This is a genomic window from Lysobacter arenosi, assembly GCF_016613475.2.
In the GTDB taxonomy this organism is placed as follows: domain Bacteria; phylum Pseudomonadota; class Gammaproteobacteria; order Xanthomonadales; family Xanthomonadaceae; genus Lysobacter_J; species Lysobacter_J arenosi.
The window spans coordinates 2,867,621-2,885,445 of the sequence record NZ_CP071517.1; the positions used below are offsets into that span (position 1 = coordinate 2,867,621).

The 17,825-nt window shown below is 67.4% G+C and carries 16 protein-coding genes; 8 read left to right on the plus strand and 8 right to left on the minus strand.

Annotated features, from left to right (window positions below):
• Position 1 precedes the first annotated feature (1 nt).
• The 3 genes from HIV01_RS13205 to HIV01_RS13215 form a co-directional block, all read right to left on the minus strand.
• A complete protein-coding gene (locus HIV01_RS13205) occupies positions 2-877 on the minus strand; it encodes a methylglyoxal synthase (RefSeq protein WP_200607802.1) in 876 nt (291 codons plus the stop codon).
• Positions 878-990: 113 nt separating this feature from the next.
• A complete protein-coding gene (locus tag HIV01_RS13210) occupies positions 991-1,713 on the minus strand; it encodes a tetratricopeptide repeat protein (protein ID WP_200607803.1) in 723 nt (240 codons plus the stop codon).
• Positions 1,714-1,752: 39 nt separating this feature from the next.
• On the minus strand, positions 1,753-2,529 hold the full coding sequence (locus HIV01_RS13215; RefSeq protein WP_200607805.1) for an SEL1-like repeat protein: 777 nt from the start codon (positions 2,527-2,529) through the stop codon (positions 1,753-1,755).
• A gap of 172 nt (positions 2,530-2,701) precedes the next feature.
• On the opposite strand from HIV01_RS13215, the gene HIV01_RS13220 reads away from it, so the two are divergent.
• The 6 genes from HIV01_RS13220 to HIV01_RS13245 all read left to right on the plus strand — a co-directional run bounded on the left by HIV01_RS13220 (position 2,702) and on the right by HIV01_RS13245 (position 8,052).
• The gene (locus tag HIV01_RS13220; RefSeq protein WP_200607807.1) at positions 2,702-4,681 is read left to right on the plus strand and encodes a UvrD-helicase domain-containing protein; all 1,980 of its coding nucleotides are present in this window, start codon (positions 2,702-2,704) and stop codon (positions 4,679-4,681) included.
• A gap of 8 nt (positions 4,682-4,689) precedes the next feature.
• Positions 4,690-5,079 (plus strand): SMU1112c/YaeR family gloxylase I-like metalloprotein, encoded by a 390-nt coding sequence (gloA2, locus tag HIV01_RS13225; protein WP_200607808.1) that lies wholly within the window; start codon positions 4,690-4,692, stop codon positions 5,077-5,079.
• Between the two features lie 70 nt (positions 5,080-5,149).
• Positions 5,150-5,395, plus strand: a complete 246-nt coding sequence (locus tag HIV01_RS13230) for a hypothetical protein (RefSeq protein WP_200607810.1) — start codon at positions 5,150-5,152, stop codon at positions 5,393-5,395.
• A gap of 79 nt (positions 5,396-5,474) precedes the next feature.
• The gene (locus tag HIV01_RS13235) at positions 5,475-6,488 is read left to right on the plus strand and encodes a transporter (protein WP_200607812.1); all 1,014 of its coding nucleotides are present in this window, start codon (positions 5,475-5,477) and stop codon (positions 6,486-6,488) included.
• A gap of 78 nt (positions 6,489-6,566) precedes the next feature.
• Positions 6,567-7,058: a GNAT family N-acetyltransferase gene (locus HIV01_RS13240; RefSeq protein WP_200607814.1), complete on the plus strand. Its 492-nt coding sequence runs from the start codon at positions 6,567-6,569 to the stop codon at positions 7,056-7,058.
• A 67-nt stretch (positions 7,059-7,125) separates the two neighbouring features.
• The gene (locus HIV01_RS13245) at positions 7,126-8,052 is read left to right on the plus strand and encodes a 5'-nucleotidase, lipoprotein e(P4) family (RefSeq protein WP_200607816.1); all 927 of its coding nucleotides are present in this window, start codon (positions 7,126-7,128) and stop codon (positions 8,050-8,052) included.
• Between the two features lie 240 nt (positions 8,053-8,292).
• Here HIV01_RS13245 and HIV01_RS13250 read toward each other — a convergent pair whose 3' ends face one another.
• From HIV01_RS13250 to HIV01_RS13265, 4 genes are read right to left on the minus strand one after another with little or no spacing between them, the layout of a single operon-like run.
• Positions 8,293-9,240, minus strand: a complete 948-nt coding sequence (locus tag HIV01_RS13250) for a Csu type fimbrial protein (protein ID WP_200607817.1) — start codon at positions 9,238-9,240, stop codon at positions 8,293-8,295.
• Complete coding sequence (locus HIV01_RS13255) at positions 9,240-11,690, minus strand: fimbria/pilus outer membrane usher protein (protein WP_200607819.1); 2,451 nt, start codon at positions 11,688-11,690, stop codon at positions 9,240-9,242. Before HIV01_RS13255 ends, HIV01_RS13250 begins: the two co-directional genes overlap by 1 nt.
• A complete protein-coding gene (locus HIV01_RS13260) occupies positions 11,650-12,363 on the minus strand; it encodes a fimbrial biogenesis chaperone (protein ID WP_200607821.1) in 714 nt (237 codons plus the stop codon). The genes HIV01_RS13255 and HIV01_RS13260 overlap by 41 nt, the downstream gene beginning before the upstream one ends.
• A gap of 2 nt (positions 12,364-12,365) precedes the next feature.
• The gene (locus HIV01_RS13265; RefSeq protein WP_200607823.1) at positions 12,366-12,857 is read right to left on the minus strand and encodes a Csu type fimbrial protein; all 492 of its coding nucleotides are present in this window, start codon (positions 12,855-12,857) and stop codon (positions 12,366-12,368) included.
• Between the two features lie 333 nt (positions 12,858-13,190).
• Here HIV01_RS13265 and HIV01_RS13270 point away from each other — a divergent pair, with 333 nt between their 5' ends.
• Both HIV01_RS13270 and plsB read left to right on the plus strand, forming a co-directional pair.
• The gene (locus tag HIV01_RS13270; protein WP_200607824.1) at positions 13,191-14,087 is read left to right on the plus strand and encodes a hypothetical protein; all 897 of its coding nucleotides are present in this window, start codon (positions 13,191-13,193) and stop codon (positions 14,085-14,087) included.
• 26 nt (positions 14,088-14,113) lie between these two features.
• On the plus strand, positions 14,114-16,936 hold the full coding sequence (plsB, locus tag HIV01_RS13275) for a glycerol-3-phosphate 1-O-acyltransferase PlsB (RefSeq protein ID WP_200607826.1): 2,823 nt from the start codon (positions 14,114-14,116) through the stop codon (positions 16,934-16,936).
• A 10-nt stretch (positions 16,937-16,946) separates the two neighbouring features.
• Here the strand turns inward: plsB and HIV01_RS13280 are convergent, their stop codons facing one another.
• Positions 16,947-17,627: a hypothetical protein gene (locus tag HIV01_RS13280; protein WP_200607828.1), complete on the minus strand. Its 681-nt coding sequence runs from the start codon at positions 17,625-17,627 to the stop codon at positions 16,947-16,949.
• Positions 17,628-17,825 lie beyond the last annotated feature (198 nt).

Below are 17,825 nucleotides of genomic sequence, written 5' to 3' on the forward strand. Positions count from 1 at the left end.
GTCAGCGTCGTCTGGCGCGCTCTGCCGCCGCACTCGCCCAGCGCTGGGCCACGGCCGGGGCGGTGATGCACACCGCTTCGTCGGTCACCGTGGTCACCGCGCGCTCGAGCAGCTGGATGTCGGCCTCGTGCTGGCGCGCCACGTGCGGGTCCTCGAAGAAGATCGCGCGCTGGCAGCGCCGCTCCAGCACCAGGTCGGCGATCTGGGCGTCGCCGCCCATCGGACCGCTCTGGTAGCGATGCACCCACGACCGTCCCTGCGGCCAGCCGCGGCTCCAGGCCAGCTCGTTCAGCCGCTGCCCGGTGGTGCCGGTGGCGACACGGCGGGCGAAACGCGAGAGCAGATCGAAGTTCTCGGCGGCGAAGGCCATCATCTGCGGCTTCATCGCGTCGTGGGCGATCAGCGCCAGGGTCTGCCCCTCCAGATCGTGCAGGCGGTCGGCGGCCGGGTCGGGAAGCAGGCCGGCGCGGATGCGCTCCAGTTCGATCCAGTCACGGGCCGAGGCGACGGTGGTGATGTACGGCTTGCCATGGATCACGCACTGGCGCTTGAGCGCGGCGGCCTCGGGAAACACCGACGAGGGATCGACCGGGTCGATCAGGTAGATCGCGCCATCGAGCGTGCGCTCGTCGTGATCGACGCCGACCACCTCCGCCACCAGCTTCATCAGTCCACCCTCGCGCCCGTACGGGTAGCGGCGCAGGCCCGGATAACCGGCCAGCATGCCGGCGGCGGCGATGGCGTCGTACGTGCGCCCGACCACGTGCAGGCTGATCTGCAGCTCGCGGATGCCCGGCTCGCAGGCGCGCAGCCAGCGGAACAGCGCCGCGTCTTCGCTGAGGTGATGCAGGCGGTTGGCCGCCAGGCCCAGGCGCATGTGGGATCCCCTGAAGTGGATAGCGGGCGTCGCCGGCGACCGGTGCTGGTTGCCAGCGAGCTGGGCATTACCTTAGGGGTTTTGCGATCCGGCGTGGGGAACCTCGCCCGGCATCATTTGCCGTTGCTGACCGGCCCGACCTCGACGTTGCCGTGCGTCCAGATCGCGTCTTCCACCGCCCAGTACTGGTGGGCGTCCCAGCGCCAGCTGGCGTACATCGGCGTCATGTCGATCGTGTCATGGCCGGCGCCAAACCCCTCGCCGTTGCCGCGCGGCGCGGTGACTTCGAGGTTGCCGACGTAGCCCAGGTGGCTGCCGGTGATCTGGCGCTTGCCCTGGGCCATGACGCGCACGAGCCGCGGCTTGGCGACCTCGTCGCCGTATTCGTCGTAGAGCGCATGCCCTTCGCGCAGGGCGCGATCGCGCGTGGGCTGGTCCAGCTGTTCCCACATCTTCTCGCGCAGGACCAAGAAGCTGGGGTACATGCGCTCGGCGGCGAGGTCGGCCCAGGCGTAGGCCATGGCCGGATCACGCTCGACTCCCACGCCATGCCAGTACATCAGGCTGATGCGGTGCTGCGAGTACTTGTCGCCGTAGCGCGCGGCCTGGCGGAAGTGCCTGATCGCATCCTCCCATTCGCCGCGCGCGGCCGCGTCGCTGCCGTACAGGCGCCACAGTTCGTTGGGATGCGTCCTGGAGAATCGCGTGCGCTCGTCGTACTGGCGCGCGTCCATCGTGTCGGTCTCGGCCACGACCGCGATCGTGCCATCGACCGGCGCCGCGCTCGGGGCGGCGGCCAGTGCCGCGCCCAGGACTACGGACAGCAATGCTTCCATGACGATCTCCTTCCTTTGCGAGGGGTGCGGCCGGTTCGATCAGTTCCTGGGCTTGTCGCGCGCCGGCACCATCGGGCCAACGCCGACGCTGCCGATGCCACTGCCCAGTTCGGCGTCCTGCGCCTGCCAGTACGATGCGGTCTGGGTGCGGTCGTCGGCGTAGAACTGGTCGCCGGTGGTATGCCCGACCACCTGTTCCGAGGCCGCCAGCATGCCCGGCGTGGTGTTGCCGAACGAGCCATTGATCGGACCGCCCTGGGCGATGTCGATCGCCTGGTTGCGGTAGCCGATGCGGCTGCCGGTCATGGTTCGGGCGAAACGGCGGATCTCGTCGTCGGCGCGCGGGCGCGCGACCTCGTCGCCGAACCTGGCGTAGTAATCCGGGCCGAGCTGTTCGACCTGCTTGCGCTGCTCCGGGCTCAGGCCTTCCCACATCTTTTCGCGTATCACCAGCAGGCGGCGCACGCCGCGCTCGGCGGCCAGGTCGCTCCAGATGTAGGCACGCACCGGATCGGCGGGCACGCCCTGCCCGTACCAGTACATCAGGCTCAAATAGTGCTGCGAATGCTTGTCGGCGTAGGAGGCGGCGTTCTCGAAGCGATCGACGGCCTCGTCGTAATGGCCGTCGAGATAGGACTTCAGTCCGTTCAGGCGCCAGGTCTCGTTCGGGTGGCCCATGGCCGACTTGATCTGGGCATCGATCTGCATGTAGCTGGCGCTGACCAGCTTGAGCGGTTCGTCGGCGGCAGCGGAAAATGCCAGGGCGCACAGCACCATGCCCGTCCAGCCTGCCCTGATGATGGTTGCCTTGCTCATGGCGATCTCCCGGCGCCGGCACGCGGCGCATGCAATGGCGATCCAGTTGAGAGCTTTGCGACCGGGACCCTGCCAGGCGAGGGCGAAGGGCCTCGAGCCGAAGAGCGCCGCCTCGCAAGGGGGCGGTTACGGCACAATACGCCGCCGCAACCGCGGCAGCAAACAGCCTTCAATGCACGGTCTCAACCCCCCCCAACGCGCTGCCGTCCTGCACACCGACGGCCCCTTGCTGGTGCTCGCCGGCGCAGGCAGCGGCAAGACGCGCGTCATCGTCGAGAAGATCGCACACCTGATCGCATCCGGGCGGATGCCGGCCAAGCGCATCGCCGCGATCACCTTCACCAACAAGTCGGCGAAGGAGATGAAGGAGCGCGTCGCCAAGCGCATCAAGGGCGACGCCGCCGAAGGCCTGACCGTGTGCACGTTCCATGCGCTGGGGCTGCGATTCCTGCAGATCGACCACGCCAAGGTCGGCCTGCGTCGCGGCTTCTCGGTGTTCGACAGCGACGACAGCGCCGCGCAGATCAAGGACCTGCTGCCGCCGGGCAGCAAGAACGATGTCATCGACAACGCGCGCAATCTCATCTCGCGCGCGAAGAACGCCGGCCTCTCTCCCGATGAGGCACTGGCTGCATCGCAGAGCCCGCGCGAGATGGAAGCGGCGCTGTTGTACCAGCGTTACCAGGCGCGTCTGTCGACCTTCAACGCGGTCGACTTCGACGACCTGATCCGCCTGCCGGTGCAGATCCTGGAGGCCGAGGAAGACGTGCGCCTGGCCTGGCGCGAGCGCATCGGCTACCTGCTCGTCGACGAGTGCCAGGACACCAACGATGCCCAGTACCGCCTGCTCAAGGCGCTGGCCGGCGACAAGGGCCTGTTCACCTGCGTGGGCGACGACGACCAGTCGATCTATGCCTGGCGCGGCGCCAACCCGGACAACCTGCTCAACCTGGGCAAGGACTACCCGGCGCTGCAGATCATCAAGCTGGAGCAGAACTACCGCTGTTCCAACCGCGTGCTGCGCACTGCAAACACGCTGATCGCGCACAACCCGCACGAACACCCCAAGACGCTGTGGAGCGACCAGGCCGACGGCGAGCGCATCCGCGTGTGGGAGTGCCGCGACAACGCACACGAGGCCGAGAAGGTCGCCGCCGAGATCCATTTCCTCGCCGCCGCCAAGCAGGCGCCGTGGAGCGACTTCTGCATCCTGTTCCGCGGCAACCACCAGAGCCGCGCGCTGGAGAAGTCGCTGCAGTTGTTGCGCGTGCCGTATCACCTGTCGGGCGGCACCGCGTTCCTCGAGCGCGGTGAAGTGAAGGACGCGCTGTCGTGGCTGCGCCTTATCGCCAACCCCGATGACGACGCGGCGTTCCTGCGCGCGGTGCAGTCGCCCAAGCGCGAAGTCGGCGCGACCACGTTGTCCAAGCTGGCCGAGATGGCGCAGCACGCCGGCATGCCGATGTCGCGCGCGGCCGAGCAGATCGGCATGCTCAAGCAACTGGCACCACGCGCCGGCAACGCGCTCGACGGCTTCGTCAACATCATCCGCCACCTGCGCGGCGAAGCGTTCAAGATTCCGCCGTCGGAGCTGGTGCGCGTGCTGGCCGAGAAGAGTGGCCTGCTCGCCTCGATCCGCGCGCAGTGCAAGGACGAAGCGACCTTCCAGCGCCGCAAGGAGAACCTGGAGGAACTGGCCGACTGGTTCGATGGCGGCAAGAACTCCGGTCCCGGCGAACTGGCCGCGCAGCTGGCCCTGTTGTCGCACGCCGACAAGGGCGACGCCGGCAACCAGGTGCGGTTGATGTCGCTGCATGGCGCCAAGGGACTGGAGTTCCGCTACGTCTTCATCGTCGGCATGGAAGACGGCACGCTGCCGCACGAGATGGCGCTGGAAGAAGGCAGCCTGGAAGAGGAACGTCGCCTGCTCTACGTCGGCATCACCCGCGCCAAGGAACAGCTGTGGTTGTCGCACTCACGAGAGACGCAGCGCTGGGGCGACAAGATCCGCCTGAAGCCGAGCCGCTTCTTCGAGGAGTTGCCCGTCGCCGAAATCCAGCGCGACGGCGCCGACCCGGTGGCCGATGCGGCGCGCAAGCAGGAACGCGCGGTGGCCGGCTTCGCCGCAATCCGGGCGCTGCTGGACGAGTAACCGGACCGATGCAGCTCACCCGGATCCACCACGTCGCCATCATCTGCGCCGACTACGCGCGCTCGAAGCACTTCTACACCCAGGTGCTCGGCCTGCGCGTGCTGGCCGAAGTGCATCGCCCGGCGCGCGACTCGTGGAAGCTCGACCTTGCGCTGCCCGATGGCGGACAGCTGGAACTGTTCTCCTTTCCTTCGCCGCCGCCGCGGCCGTCGTATCCGGAAGCCCGCGGCTTGCGTCACCTCGCCTTCGAAGTGGCCGACGTCGCCGCCGCGGCCGCGGAACTGCAGGCGCAGGGCATAGCGGTAGAGCCCATTCGCATCGACGAGTACACCGGCCGGCGCTTCACCTTCTTCGCCGATCCGGACGAACTGCCGATCGAGTTGTACGAAGCGCCCTGACCAGGCCCGGCATTGACGCACCGGGCCTGCAGGCGCGTAGCATCGGCGCAACGGAAGACCGGGGACGCCCATGCTGTCGACGCTCGCAGTAGTCGTCGTGTTCGTGCTGGTGCTGGCGTGGCTGGTTCGCGCCTCCAGGCGCTGGTCCTCCTCCGGCAATGACGGCGGCTGGGATCCGGGTTACCAGCCTTACGTGAGCTCCGACGGCAACGGCTGCAGCCCCGGGACCGACCGCGATGATTCGTGCAGTTCGGACTCGGATCCGGGCGCGGACTCCGGCGGCGACTGTGGCAGCGATGGCGGCGGTAGCGACTGACTGATTGCAACGTGCCTCTGGCCTGATTCAACGTCCGGATGCCCGCGCATCTGCAACCCACTCGAACCGGCCTGACACGATGCGCATCACCGACACCAGCTACGGCTCGAACGAACATGGCCTGATCTGGGGCTATCGCTTCGCGCCGGGACAAGCCGCCCAGTCCATCAGCTCGGACGCGGCGGCGGCGTTCCTCACACAGGAAAGCGGCGAGCCGGAAGAGGCGTTCGTGTGGCTGCACTTCTCGCTGTCGAACACTGGCTCGGAGCGCTACCTGCACCGCCACCTCGACCTGCCCGACGCGTTCTACGACTCGCTGCGCAGCGAAGTCGGCTCGACCCGGCTAGAGCAGGATGCCGGCTTCCTGGTCGCGGTGATCCACGACGTGCTGTTCGAATCCACGTTCGACGCATCCGAGGTCGGTACGACCAGCATCTGCATCGGCCCGCGCGTGCTGGTCAGCGCGCGACTGCGGCCGCTGCGTTCGGTCGACCAGCTGCGCTCGGCCGTGCGCGCCGGGCAGACGTTCCGCTCGCCGGTCGAACTGCTTGCGCACTTGTTGCGCGACCAGGCCAGCGTGCTCGGCGAGATCCTGCGCAAGTCGACCACGCGTGTCGATCGCATCGAGGACCGCCTGCTCGCCAACCGGATCTCCACCGACCGCACCGAACTGGGCACGCTGCGACGTTCGCTGGTGCGCCTGCAGCGCCTGCTTGCGCCGGAGCCGACGGCGTTGTTCCGGCTGCTCAATCGCCCGCCGGAATGGTTCAGCGACGACGACCTGCAGGATCTGCAACAGGCCGCCGAGGAGTTCTCCACCGCGATCGGTGACTCGGCCGCGCTGGTGGAGCGGGTGAAGCTGATCCAGGAAGAGCTGGCGGCACTGGTCAACGAGCAGACCGGCCGCACCCTGTTCGTGCTGACCGTGGTCACCGTGCTGGCGCTGCCGGTCAACATGATTGCCGGCCTGTTCGGCATGAACGTGGGCGGCATTCCCCTGCAGAGCGCCGGCGGATTCGCCGTGATCGTGGTGACCCTGGTGATCCTGACCGTGCTGCTGGCATGGCTGGCCTTCGGCAGGTCGCGCGACTAGCGGCACAGGCCTTCTCCGCGGGTTCCTCCGTGCCGCTGGCTGCGGCACCATGGAATGCCCTGCCCCGCGAAGATCTCCATGGACCTCGTCCTGCGTCCGGCCCAGGCCGGCGACCACCCTGCGATCCTGGCGTTGAACCTGGCATCGGAAGAGATGCTCAGCCCGCTCGATGCGGCGGGGCTGCTGCGTCTTGATGCGCAATCGGCCTACCACCGCGTGCTGTGCGAAGGCGATCGCGTCGTCGCCTTCCTACTCGCGTTCCGCGAAGGTGCGCAGTACGACAGTCCCAACTACCTGTGGTTCGCCGCCCGCTACCCGCGCTTCCTCTATGTCGATCGAGTCGTCGTCGCCGAATCGCATCAGGGACGGGGACTGGGTGCCAGGCTCTATCGCGACCTGTTCGACTTCGCCCGCGGCAGTGGCGTCGATGCGGTGACGTGCGAGTTCTACACGGTGCCGCCGAACGAGGCCTCGCGCCGCTTCCATGCCGGATTCGGTTTCGCCGAAGTGGGCCAGCAGTGGGTCGCCGACGGCCGCAAACAGGTCTCGCTGCAGGTCGCCAAGCCCTGAGGCGGTGTCATCGCCCCTGCGCCTGGCTCGGCTACACTCGCCGCCCGACCAGACACCAGCGAACGCAATGAAACAGCGCGCCCTCACCCTGTCCGCTCTCGCCTGCGCGCTCGCGCTGGCTGCCTGCCAGCGCGCGCCTGCACCTGCGCCCAAGGCGGAGGCCGAGCCGTCCGCTGCCGCTCCGACCGACGTCGCGGCGACGTCGAAGCCTGCCGCGGTCGCGGCCGACGACAACCTCAACGCGGTGCTGTGGATGCAGGCCTCGGCCGAGTACCAGGCGGCGACCACCACCGTCTATCGCGCCGCGGCCGACAAGCTCGGCGTTGCCCTCGCCGAGAAGAACTGGGACGCGCTGGTGCCCGACGAGCGCGGCAACGCCGCCACCGGCCTGAAGCCGGCGGTGATCATGGACGTCGACGAGACCGTGCTCGACAACTCGCCATACCAGGCGCGCCTGGTGCGTGACGGCAAGGCCTACGACGAGGTCAGCTGGGACGCCTGGGTCGCCGAGAAAAAGGCCAAGCCGGTGCCCGGCGTGGTCGAGTTCGCCAAGGCCGCCGCGGCCAAGGGCGTGACCATCCTGTACCTGTCCAACCGCGCCGTGCATTTGAAGGACGCGACCATCGCCAACCTCAAGGCGGTCGGCATGCCGGTCAAGGACGACAGCGTGTTCCTCGGCCTGGGCACCGTTGTCGACGGCTGCGAGCAGAACGGCAGCGAGAAGAACTGCCGCCGCCAGCTGGCCGGCCAGCAGTACCGCGTGCTGATGCAGTTCGGCGACCAGCTCGGCGACTTCGTCCAGGTCGTGGCCAACACGCGCGAGGGCCGCACGCAGTTGCTCGATGAGTACGGCGACTGGTTCGGCGAACGCTGGTGGATGCTGCCCAACCCGAGCTACGGCTCGTGGGAGCCGGCGACGTTCAACAACGACTGGTCGCAGCCGCTGGAAGCGCGCCGGGCGGCCAAGCGGGCGGCGCTGGACGTGGCGCCGTAAGCGGTCCGCGCTGGCCGCTGGCGCATCGCAACATCGAACTACACCGTAAAATCAATGAGTTGCAGCGAGATTCTTCAAGCATTGCATTAACTCCGGAGGGCGGTTAGTCTGCCCTCCGTCCGGCGCGAGCCGGAGCCATGCCACAACTCGACGTCCATCCGGTGAGAGCCGGATTTGAAGGAGGCCCACGGCCTCCTTTTTCTTTGGTTGTCTGCTGAACTACGACCGCGTGACGCGAAGTCAGTAGGTCACTGTCGCGGTGACCACAGACGTGTAGGTCCCGCTTTGGAGGTTTTGCGTCGGCGGCACCTGGCCATAGACAGGGATATCCTGCGTTGCGCCGGTGCCCTTGTCCGTGTACACGGCGCCTCCATTGCCGTCGCCCCATACCTGCAGACGGGTGGGATCCAGATAAAGCTGGAATTTCGCGGTGGGCGCGCCCGGAGGGGCCCCGCTGCGCGCCATCCTGCGGTCACTGACGGAACTGCCCGGGACGTTGCCGGCGCTCAGCGCGATCGAGTAGGCCATCATGTTGTTGCAGCGGACGTGAAGTGCTCGGGTGACATTGATCGCCGTGGTCACTGCGCCGTTCACGATGCCGAAGTTCATCAACGGGTCGGCTGTGAACGTGCACGTACCCAGTACAGACACGTTGACGTCGAATGTGCTGGTCGAGACCCTGTCGAGCGTCGAGTTGCAGCTGGTGCCGCGCGGGATGCCGACCCTGATCTGGTCGTCGGTCAGGCCGGAGCGATACAAGCCTGCGGCTGGCCCCTGCTCAGGGTCCATGCGGGCGTACATCGTCAACGTCGCCGAACCCGTACCGGAGACCATAGGCACATCGACGGCCACCATGTTGTTGCCTGAATTGTTCCAGACGCTGGTACGACCGGGATTCGAATAGATCTCGTACTCCAGCCACGCCCCGCCGAGATCATTGCCGCCCAGGAACATCACTCGCCCCCCAAGATAGCCGGAAGGAACAATGCCCACGCATACCTTGGCAGTGGCGCTGCCCGTGCCTGTGCAGGAAATGTTGATGGTGCCGGTGGCGTCCGTCGCCGGTACCTGTGCGGCAACGTTTCCGAAGTACACACCGGACGACGTGGAGCTGCATGTCTGGGCCAACGACAGCTTCGGTACCAGAAGCATCGCCAACATCAGTAGCAGCAGGCAGACGGCACGCATCACAACTTCTCCTCGCAGGGCAGCGAGCCCAGGTGTGCGACGCCGCCGTCGCTGATGGTGTCAGGCAATCGATAGCGGCAGACCGTCCCGTTGTTCGCCACCTGGAGTACCGCACCGGGGGCGTAATCATCCAGATACGCCTCGCCATCCAGGCCGACGATGAAGGGCCGATTGTCGTCGCCCCCGCGACCTTCGCTGCCTGCCGCAACCGGCCGACCGTCGCGACCGAGCAACGTCACCCATGCCGGGTGAATGCGCGACACTGCGAAATTGACGAGGACACCACCCGAATCTGACGGAGTCACATCCTGCACCAGCACCGGAAGCCTGTAGTCCGCTCCAAGCGTGTCGGGATCTATCGCGATCCGGTTGTGCTCCCATCCGCGCATATCGGGCAGCAAGAGGAAACCCTCGGAGTTGGTGTGCCCGTAAAGACGGTTCTCGTACTGGATCGGCACATTGGCGACGCCGTTACTGCTGACCACGGCGAAAGAGTCATTGATGCGACGACTGACAAAGCCCGTGCCGCCCATGACAACGACACTGCCATTGCCCTGGGCGAAGTACCCCGTATGGCCTTCGATGTGATCGGCACCGAACGACGCCTCGCCATAACGACCCCGCACATCGGCCTGGGCCTGTGCGTACCCACCACTGCGATCGCCGCCCTGTACCACCCAACCCCAACCGCCTTCGTACGGGGCGGTCTGCCTGGCGGCACCGGTGATTTCTTCGCGGCCATTGCTGTGGTTGATGGAAACCGCTGCATCGCGCTGCTCGCCCCACGGAACGCTGAGAGTCAGCCCGAAGCCGCTTCCAGACTTGGCGCTATCGAAGTAGCTGAGGCTGAGATACGCGTTGCCCGCCACGGTCTGGGACCAGGACAAGGTGCCGATGCGATCCTCCAGGCCCTCGTTGTCCCGCCAGCGCAACCAGGAAACGGCCACGCTGCCGTTCGGGACGGTCAACCATGCCGACGCCCGATCCTGGGATCGAACGGAGACCGGGACGAAATCGTCCTCCAAGATCCTCTCATCGACAATGTCTCCCAGGTCGCGATAGCCACGGCTGCGACGCTGTGAGTACAGGTCGAAGCCACCGCGCGAAGTCATCCACTGATAGCCGTAGGTGCGCTGGCTTCCGTCACCGATGCCGCTGCTCTGCGCTACCGAACCCGTCAGCAGCCCGAGTCTGCCGGCCGGGGCCCAAACGCCGCCCGCGCCCGCAACGCGGATGCCCGCGCCGTACTCGGCGTGGACCTCACCAGTGAAGGAATCGCTGATGCCAAGGCGATAGCTGCCGCTGGCGGCTATGCCGCTGTCGTAGTCGTCCTTGTCTGTCGCATAACCGTGACGAAGGCTGCCAGCCTCGAAGCTGAAATCGCTAAGGCCAGGCGCCAGGCGTTGCTGGTCGATATAGATCGGCACGCTGGTCTGGGTGGTTCGCCCCAGCGCATCACGCACGACAAGCGTCGCTTCACCCGAGCCGTTGATGCGGGGAAATGCGTCGAGCACGAACGGGCCGTCATCGATGTCACTGCCGTACTGGCGGACGTTGTTCACGAGCAGCTCTACGGACGACGGCAACGTGGCCTGACCGGCAAAGCGCGGGATCGGGAAGGTGATCAAGTCCGGGCGCGTGCCAAAGTTGCGCCGCAGTTGAATGCCGCCCAGGCGCACCGGACGTGTCCACGCCAGGCCACCGCTAATCAGGTCGCCGGCGGTCCAGGTGAGCAAGCGGCCGGGATCGCTGTAGCTCCAGCGCGTGTCGAGGCGGCGGTAGCTATCCGACTGGCCATCGTCCCCCGTGCTACTAACACCAGACAGTTCGACTGCACCCGCGTCGCCGAACCAGCGCAGCATCGAGGCGACCGACAGCGTTTCGACGTCGCCGATGCGACGCGCATATGCGTCGTAGTTGACCAGCAGGCCGTTGCCGCGATCCACGCGCACCGGTGCCGGCGCCTCATAGCCGAGGTTCTGTTGCGGCCGCAATGTCGGTGGCACGTCGAGCACCAGCCGTTGCGTCGATTGCTCGTAGCGGTAAGCCAGGCCCGGCAGGCGATCGAGGTCGATCCGGCCCTCGGCGTCGGCGTTGAGCGAAGGATCGATGATAAGGCCCAAGGCTCGCAGGTCGTCGGGTTTTGCACTGACCCGGGAGCCTCCAACTCGCACGTCGATCATTCGACCGGTAGGCCGATCACCGAAATAGACCTCGAGAAAGAGCAGGTCGTTGCCCGCGCTGGCCACAGCGGCGCCGCCGAACTCCGGGACGCCAATGTCGTCAAGCGAGAAGGACGCCGACGCCTCGCCCGCGGGCGAAGGGCCGGGTTCCGGCGCCGGATCGGGCGCGCCGATCGCCGGTAGACCGCACCAGAACAGTGCGGCACCAACAGCGAAGGCGAGCGCGTTACGGGGCGCGGATGACAGGAATCGCGGCCGGCTGACCATTCAGCTGTGTCTCGAGCCGCAGTTCAGCGGTCAACGTGGTTACGAATCCGGACTCCAACGGCCATTTCCGGCTGCTGCCGGGCAACACGTAGCCGAAAAGTCCGCGCGAGAGCGCCACGAGCGATCCCTTGGCGTCGATCAAACGCGTCGCGCCGAGCTGGGCCGCCTGGCCTCCAGAGTTGGTGCATGTCAACGTCGCCATGCGAAGTTCGCATGTGAGCGACGGTTCTTTTGCCTGTGCCGCGCGCAGGTACACCGGCACGACGAACCGCATGCGGAAGTTGATACCGGTCTCTTGCTGCTCGGCAGGCGGCGGGAGTTCATCGACAATGATGCGGTAGGTGGCATCTTTGCCTGCAGGCGCTGCGCCCTGGCGCACCACTCGCACCACCTGCTCGGCACCTGCCTCGATCTTGGTGATGGCCGGGCTGAGTACCACTTCCTGGGTCGGGGCCAGGCGGTCCTCGCCATCGACCTGGGTCCAGCGGAAGACACGGAGCTGTGCAGAGACCGGCTGGTCTCCGCTATTGGCAAGGGTCATGCGCCCGGCGGTGAGGCCGGGCGCAATGTCTACCAGGGTCGGCCCGGCCTGAAGCTGGCCGCGTGCAGCCGCGGCCTGGCTCAGCACCAACGCTGCGACCAACGACAGGGAACGGGTGACCTGGCGTTTCAAGATCAGTACTCGATCGTCGCGGTGACGATGTCGGTGTACGAACCAGCGCCGACCGACTGGGTGGCCGGGACGGTGCCGTAGACGGTGATCGACTGGGCACCATTTGCGCCCGTGCCCTCGAACTGGTCGGCCGTGTTCAGGGCACCCCATGCAGGGCCGGTGTCGGAATCGCGGAACAGGTCGTAGTTGACGTACTGGTTGCTCGGACCCGCCAGACGGCGCTGGCCGCTAAGCGCGTGGGCACCATCGCTCAGGCCGATCTTGTAGGCCGCACCCTGGTTGCAGTTGACGTTGAGGCTGGTGCTGGACTTGATCGGGGTGTTGATGTTGCCGGTGACGGGCGTGAACGTCAGGCCGGCGGCGGCGGCAGAGAACGTGCAAAAGTTCTGCACGGTGAGCTGCACGTTGATGTTGGCGCTCAGCTGCGCGGCCGAGGCCACCGGGGCCAGGGCCAGCAGGGCGGTAGCGAGCAAACAGGGCTTAACGAGATTCATTGTTTTGGTCTCTTGTTCCGGCGCATTCGCGCGATTCGCACCGGCGGAAATGCCGGGTTGAGTTGGTAAAAGCAGAAAGTGTGCCAACCGTCGCAAAACGGCTTCGCTGACGTGAAATCGATGTTAAGACCGCCAGATTTGACAAAGCTGAACGAGATTCGCATCACACTTCTGAGCGGCTTTAGTCAAAAGTGACAATCGACGTCACCTTGTGTCCTCATAATTCATGAACAGGCGATTTCCCCCCTGAAACATCAATTCGGGACGTTGTCGCTTGCCCCCGACCCGGCCGACGGCCAAGATTCGGACCCAGCGACAGGGGAACCGCACCGCATGCCATCGATCCAACGCGCCACTGCCGCGCTGCTCCTGGTTGCCGCGGTGGCGGTGGCCGGCTGCGAGCGCGCGCCGGCGCCGGCAGCGGCGCCCACCCCGACCGAGCCGGCCCAGGCGGTCGAGCAGTTGATCGAGGACCTGCGCCGCAACGACTTCGCCGCCTATGCCCGCCACTCGGTGCCGCCGGCCCTGCACGCCAGGCTCGACCTGGCCTGGAACGAAGGCCGCACCCGCTGGCCGCTGACCGAACTGCCGCTGGACGATCGCCTGCCCGCCTTCATCTCGGCCCTCGCCGCACCCGGTGCCGAGAAGCAGTTGCTGACCACCTACAACCGCCAGTTCTCCGGTGCCGGTGCCGAGTTGCGTTCGGCCGCCTCGACCCTTGGCCTGTTCGCCACCCAGTACCTGCGCAAGGAAGGCGACTACAGCGCCGACGAGCGTGCCCACTACGCGCAGCTGGTCGCGGCCTTGAGCCGGTGGGGCCAGAAGGCACCGCTGGGCGACCCGCAGCGTGCGCGGCGGACGATCCCGCAACTGGTCGCCGCGGCGCGGCAGACCGGACTGGCCGGGGGCCCCGACACCTTCCGGCAGCTCGGCATGCAGCGCAGCCTGGAGCGGTTCGGCCCGTTCTTCGCCCGTTTCAAGCAGGTGCTCGTCACCTACGGACTGGACGTCGACGCCGACCTGGCCAGCGCCCGGGCGACCCTGGTCGAACGCGACGGCGACCGCGGCCGGGTGCGCCTGGACTACACACTGGCCGGGCAGAAGATCGAGGCGCATCTTGCCGTCGAACGCCATGAAGGCCACTGGTACCTGAGCGACGCGCTGCGCCATGCCGAGACCCAGGCAAGCGCGCCGGCGGCGCCGCAACCGGCGGCCCAGCCGACGCGCTGAACGCGACTTCGACAGCGATAGGCATAATGCCCGCGATGCCGAATCAGACTCCCCTGCCATTCCCGGAACCCGCCAAGGACGCGTCGGCCACCGACGCGACGCCTGCAGGCGCATCCGAAACCGTGCCCGAAGCCGCTGCTGAAGCGACAGGCGAAACTGCACCCGAAGCCGCGATCGACGACGCGCCGGAAGCCCCCGTGCCGCCCGTCGCCGAACCGGATCCGGCCCAGCCCGAGCTGCCCATTCCTGCCGTCCCCGCCGTCGCGGCCGCCGCCTCGTCCGTGCGCCCCGAGCGCCGTCGTTCGGCCGGCACGCCGCGCCGTCCGTGGTGGGCCAAGCTGCTCGGCCGCCTGATGGCGCCGTGGGTGCAGCTGACCATCGAGCCGCGCAACCCGACCGCCGAGATTCCCGAGGAGTGGAGCGGCCGCCCGGTCTGCTACGTGCTCGAGGACTATGGCCTGAGCAACGCCCTGATCCTCGAGCGCGCCTGCCGCGAATCCGGCCTGCCCTCGCCGCTGCAACCGCTGCCGGGCGATCCGCTGCGCCGCAAGCGTGCCTACCTCGCGCTGTCGCGCCGCAACGTCAACACGCTGGCGCAGCTGCAGGCGCTGGCCGGCACCGCCGAGCCGACCACCAAGAGCCATTCCAGCTCGCTGGCGCGCCTGCTCGATGCGCACCGCAGCGATCCGACGCTCGACGTGCAGCTGGTGCCGGTGTCGATCTTCGTCGGCCGCGCGCCGGACAAGAACAGCGGCTGGTTCTCGGTGCTGTTCTCGGAAAACTGGACCCTGGTCGGCCGCTTCCGCCGCCTGCTGGCCATTGCCCTCAACGGCCGCGACACCCTGGTCCGCTTCGCCCCGCCGATCGGCCTGCGTTCGATCGTCGACGAAGGCCTGCCGGCCGAGCGCACGGTGCGCAAGCTCTCGCGCGTGCTGCGCGCGCACTTCCGCCGCATCCGCGCGGCCGTGATCGGCCCGGACCTGTCGACCCGGCGCCTGCTGGTCGACCAGGTGCTGACCTCGACCACGGTGCGCGAGGCCATCGCCGACCAGGCGCGCCGCGACAACTCCAAGCTCGCCGACGCCTGGAAGAAGGCGCACACCTACGCCTACGAGATCGCCGCTGACTACTCGCACCCGGTCGTGCGCTCGGTCAGCTTCCTGCTGGCGCCGGTGTGGAACCGCATCTACCGCGGCGTGCTGGTGCACCACCTCGACCAGCTCAAGGACGATGCGCCCGGCCATGAAGTGGTCTACGTGCCCTGCCACCGCAGCCACATGGACTACCTGCTTCTGAGCTACCTGCTGTACACGCGCGGCATCGTGCCGCCGCACATCGTGGCCGGCATCAACCTCAACCTGCCGGTGGTCGGCACGCTGCTGCGCAAGGGCGGCGCGTTCTTCATCCGCCGCAGCATCCGTGGCAGCGCGCTGTACTCGGCGGTGCTTGGCGAGTACGTGGCGCAGCTGGTGTCGGGTGGCTATTCGATCGAGTACTTCGTCGAAGGTGGTCGCTCGCGCACCGGCCGGCTGCTGCAGCCCAAGGGCGGCATGGTGGCGATGACGCTGCGCGCGTTCCTGCGCCAGCCCACGCGCCCGGTGCTGTTCCAGCCGGTGTACATCGGCTACGAGAAGCTGATGGAAGGCACCAGCTACCTCGACGAACTGTCGGGCAAGCCGAAGGAAAAGGAATCGATCTGGGCGCTGCTGTGGGGCATCCCGAAGGTGCTGCGCAGCAACTACGGCCAGGTGGTGGTGAACTTCGGTGAGCCCATCCGCCTCAATGACGTGCTCGCCGAGCACGCACCCGACTGGGACGGCAAGCCGGTCGGCGAGGACGAGAAGCCGGCATGGCTGTCCGGCGCCGTCGACGCGCTGGCCGACCAGATCCAGGTCAACGTCAACCGCGCCGCCGACGTCAATCCGATCAACCTGCTCGCGCTGGCGCTGCTGTCGACGCCCAAGCACGCGATGGGCGAAGCCGACCTGCTCGCGCAGATCACGCTGAGCAAGACGCTGCTGGCTACGCTGCCGTATTCCGACCGCGTCACCGTCACGCCGCATTCGCCGCAGGAAATCGTCGCCCACGGCGAGGAGATCAATGTCCTCAGTCGTACCGCGCATCCGCTCGGCGACGTGCTGGGTGTCAGCGGCGACAACGCGGTGCTGCTGAGCTACTTCCGCAACAACGTGCTGCACCTGTTCACCGCGGCGTCGTGGATCGCCTGCTGCTTCCAGAACAACCGCCGCATGAGCCAGGCCGGCGTGCTGCGCCTGGGCCGAAATGTGTATCCCTTCCTGCAGGCCGAGCTGTTCCTGCCGTGGAGCGAGGACGAATTCTCGCAACGCCTGTCCGACACCATCGAGGTGTTCATCCGCGAAGGCCTGCTCGAACGCATCAACGAGGAAGAAGGCGGCATTCTCGCCCGCAATGCCGGCCAGACCGACGAGGTGTTCCGCCTGCGCGCGATCGGCCACTCGCTGCAACAGGCCTTCGAGCGCTACTACATCGCCATTTCGGTGCTGGTGAAGAATGGTGCGGGCACGCTCACCGCCTCCCAGCTTGAAAGCATGTGCCAGCTGGCGGCGCAGCGCTTGTCGCTGTTGTACGCACCGGCGGCGCCGGAGTTCTTCGACAAGACCCTGTTCCGCGGCTTCATCCAGAAGCTGCGCGAAATGAAGCTGGTGTGGCCGGACGAGAACGGCAAGCTGGCCTTCGATGCGCGACTGGATGCGTGGGCCAAGGACGCCAAGGTCATCCTCGGCCGCGAACTGCGCCACACCATCGAGAAGATCAGCCCGGAAACGGCCAAGGCCGAACCGGTCGCGGAAATCACCCCGCCAGCCTGAGCCTGGGCGGTCAGAGCCCCTGCGGACCCTGCAGGGCAGCCTGGACGATGCGGCGATACAACGTCGCCGCATGCCAGGCGCCGTCGCACAGCGCGCGCCGCTGCGCGCCTTCGTCCGCCTGTTGCCACAGCCAGCGCCAGTCGCAGCCGTCGTCGGCGGCCAGCAGGCGGTGCAGCAGGTAGGTGCAGCCACGCACCGGCAGGAACGAGCGTTCGAGCACGGCCACCAAAGCCTGGCGGGCCATGCCGCCGGTGACGGCTTCATGCAGCGCGATCGCACCAAGCACGCGATAAGGACGCTGGCGACGGTGGCGCTCGACGAAATCGCGCCAGGGCTCGGCCGCCACCGGCGCGATGGCGACGATGCCGTCGGTGCGGCGCACGTCCGCCGCGGCCATCCGTTCCCAGTCGCGCATCTTCTGGGTGCGTTCGCCGGCCCATTGCCGAAGGGCCGGTGTGGACAGGGCCGGCGCCATCGATTCCAGGACGAAGGCGCCGGTCCTGCACAGCGCGTTCTCGGCCGCCAGCCAGCGCAGGTAGCTGTCGCGATCCAGGCCGTCGCCACCGATCAGCAGGGCAAGGTCGTCGGCGAGGTCGTGCTGGGCGGTCTGGATGGCCTCCTGCCAGCGCAGCGCGGCGGCGTGGTCGCCGAAGTGTGCCTGCCCGCGGCTTCGCCTGGATCCGGTTTGCATGGCGTCCCCCCGAGGCCGATGCTCGATCGATGCCGACGCGGACGGTGGCCCGCGGCGATTGGTCCGGCATCGTGCCGGGGCCGGGCGACGCGAATCCTTGCCCGGTCCTGAAGAGTTCTGAAAGCTTGTGAATCGCCGGCGCCGATTTGTGATCGTGCGTGCCGCCGGGCCGGCCCGCCCCTTGCCGGCCGCGCGGCC

Excerpts from the sequence above, each read along its gene's own strand:
- HIV01_RS13235 (WP_200607812.1), top strand. The coding sequence starts at position 5,475 with ATGCGCATCACCGACACCAGCTACGGCTCGAACGAACATGGCCTGATC.
- HIV01_RS13255 (WP_200607819.1), bottom strand. The coding sequence starts at position 11,690 with ATGGTCAGCCGGCCGCGATTCCTGTCATCCGCGCCCCGTAACGCGCTC.
- HIV01_RS13245 (WP_200607816.1), top strand. The coding sequence starts at position 7,126 with ATGAAACAGCGCGCCCTCACCCTGTCCGCTCTCGCCTGCGCGCTCGCG.
- HIV01_RS13250 (WP_200607817.1), bottom strand. The coding sequence starts at position 9,240 with ATGCGTGCCGTCTGCCTGCTGCTACTGATGTTGGCGATGCTTCTGGTA.
- HIV01_RS13220 (WP_200607807.1), top strand. The coding sequence starts at position 2,702 with ATGCACGGTCTCAACCCCCCCCAACGCGCTGCCGTCCTGCACACCGAC.
- HIV01_RS13240 (WP_200607814.1), top strand. The coding sequence starts at position 6,567 with ATGGACCTCGTCCTGCGTCCGGCCCAGGCCGGCGACCACCCTGCGATC.
- HIV01_RS13215 (WP_200607805.1), bottom strand. The coding sequence starts at position 2,529 with ATGAGCAAGGCAACCATCATCAGGGCAGGCTGGACGGGCATGGTGCTG.
- HIV01_RS13210 (WP_200607803.1), bottom strand. The coding sequence starts at position 1,713 with ATGGAAGCATTGCTGTCCGTAGTCCTGGGCGCGGCACTGGCCGCCGCC.
- HIV01_RS13205 (WP_200607802.1), bottom strand. The coding sequence starts at position 877 with ATGCGCCTGGGCCTGGCGGCCAACCGCCTGCATCACCTCAGCGAAGAC.
- HIV01_RS13230 (WP_200607810.1), top strand. The coding sequence starts at position 5,150 with ATGCTGTCGACGCTCGCAGTAGTCGTCGTGTTCGTGCTGGTGCTGGCG.
- HIV01_RS13280 (WP_200607828.1), bottom strand. The coding sequence starts at position 17,627 with ATGCAAACCGGATCCAGGCGAAGCCGCGGGCAGGCACACTTCGGCGAC.
- plsB (WP_200607826.1), top strand. The coding sequence starts at position 14,114 with ATGCCCGCGATGCCGAATCAGACTCCCCTGCCATTCCCGGAACCCGCC.
- HIV01_RS13270 (WP_200607824.1), top strand. The coding sequence starts at position 13,191 with ATGCCATCGATCCAACGCGCCACTGCCGCGCTGCTCCTGGTTGCCGCG.
- gloA2 (WP_200607808.1), top strand. The coding sequence starts at position 4,690 with ATGCAGCTCACCCGGATCCACCACGTCGCCATCATCTGCGCCGACTAC.
- HIV01_RS13265 (WP_200607823.1), bottom strand. The coding sequence starts at position 12,857 with ATGAATCTCGTTAAGCCCTGTTTGCTCGCTACCGCCCTGCTGGCCCTG.